At 43.3% G+C, this 1,863-nt stretch carries 2 protein-coding genes and 1 pseudogene; all 3 read left to right on the top strand.

Annotated features, from left to right (window positions below; genetic code table 11):
* Positions 1–289: pseudogene (locus AC1DUA_RS35800) on the top strand (extracellular solute-binding protein); the annotation flags it as partial.
* A 24-nt stretch (positions 290–313) separates the two neighbouring features.
* Positions 314–1,270 carry an ABC transporter permease gene (locus tag AC1DUA_RS35795; protein WP_477504264.1) on the top strand — a complete coding sequence of 319 codons (957 nt, stop codon included), beginning with the start codon at positions 314–316 and terminating at the stop codon, positions 1,268–1,270.
* Between the two features lie 13 nt (positions 1,271–1,283).
* Positions 1,284–1,863 (top strand): carbohydrate ABC transporter permease (locus AC1DUA_RS35790; RefSeq protein ID WP_477504263.1); only part of this gene is annotated, 580 nt, incomplete at its 3' end.

The raw sequence follows: 1,863 nt of genomic DNA, 5'->3' as shown, positions 1-1,863 counted from the left end.
TTCTTACATCAATCCGCCTCAGGTTCAGGAAGCTCAAAAGAAACTGGATCCGTATATGCCGAAGATTCGCTATGCTTCACCGATGTTTGATGAGCAAACAGCCCAACAAATTAATATTCTGCGAAATGATATTGATAAATATTACGAAGAACAGAGCACGAAGTTTATCGCGGGTGCCCTTAGTTTCGATAAGTGGGGCGAGTTTCAGACTACTCTGAAGAAAATGAAATTAGACGAGCTTCAGAAGCTGTATCAGGATGCTTACGATAAACTTAAACAGCAAAAATAAGTATTGACGGCTGGAGGGCTACAGATGAACAGTACGGCAAATACAGCGGGCACTGCGTCTCGATCCAAATCGAGGCGCTCCAGCCTCTTGAAATCTGTGAGTAGTCGGTATGATCTCTACCTCATGCTGCTCATTCCAATAGTTTGGTATCTTGTGTTTCATTACGGACCATTGTACGGTCTGCAAATTGCATTCAAGAACTTCAGCCCAGCGAAGGGCATTAATGGCAGCGCATGGGTAGGGCTTGATCATTTTAAACGTTTTGTAGAGTCTTATTATTTCTGGAGACTATTGTGGAACACGATTTCTATTAATTTGTTTTCCTTATTATTTGCGTTTCCAATCCCAATCCTGCTTGCTTTGCTGGTTACAGAGATCCGGAATAAAGCTTTCAGTAAAATCGTGCAAAATATTACGTACATTCCGCATTTCATTTCCATCGTCGTTATGGTCGGGATGCTCATGCTCTTTTTATCACCACGAGGCGGTCCTGTGAATTCAATCATTGAGGCTGTTGGCGGAGAGCCCGTTCGATTTCTCGATTCCGCTGGCTGGTTTAAGTCGATTTTTATCAGCTCGAATATCTGGCAAAACATGGGATGGCAATCAATTATTTATATTGCAGCCTTGAGCGGAGTCAATCCACAGCTGTATGAAGCGGCCAAAATGGATGGTGCAAGCCGGCTTCGACGTATCTGGCACGTATCCTTACCGGGCATTCTGCCGGTTATCGTTATTTTGCTAATTCTCGACGTGGGGCATTTCATGAATGTTGGATTTGAGAAAATTTTGCTCATGCAAAATAATTTGAATTTGGAGTCCAGTGATGTGATCTCTACATTCGTCTACTCGGCAGGTATTTTGAAAGGCGAGTATAGTTATACAGCTGCCATAGGATTGTTTAACTCCATTATCAACCTTGTGCTGCTGATCCTCGTGAATCGCTTTGCCCGTAAAAAGGCGGAGACAAGCTTATGGTAGGAGGGGCCGAGTAATGCAGAGTCAAACGCTCAATAAGAGAGGCTCGGATGAAAAAGTTTTTGATGCTGTCGTTAACGTTTTGGCTGCCATTATCGTGGTTGTCGTGCTGTATCCGCTGATCTTTATCGTTAGTGCCTCATTCAGCGATCCTGCACTAGTACTGAATGGCGACGTCATTTTGCTGCCCAAGCAAATTACTTTAGAGGCATACAAGAATGTTTTTCATAACGAACAGATTTGGAATGGATATGGAAATACCATACTGTATACGTTAATCGGAACGGCAATCAATCTCGTGATGACGACACTTGCCGCTTACCCGCTGTCAAGACCGGATTTACCTGGGCGCGGTGGCATTATGTTTTTTGTTACACTTACGATGTTTTTTAGCGGGGGGCTCATTCCGTCCTATTTACTCGTGAAAAATTTGGGCATGGTGGATACGATGTGGGCATTAGTCATCCCTGGTGCAATTGCCACTTATAATTTGATTGTCATGCGAACGTATTTTCAAACCAGCATTCCTTGGGAGATTCAAGAAGCAGCAAATATGGATGGATGTTCGAATTGGAAACTGTTGACTCATGTAATTA

The sequence above is a fragment of the Paenibacillus sp. 01T422 genome, from assembly GCF_056398785.1.
Note: the sequence above shows the minus strand (reverse complement) of the source record. Positions and strands in the feature narration are given on the sequence as shown.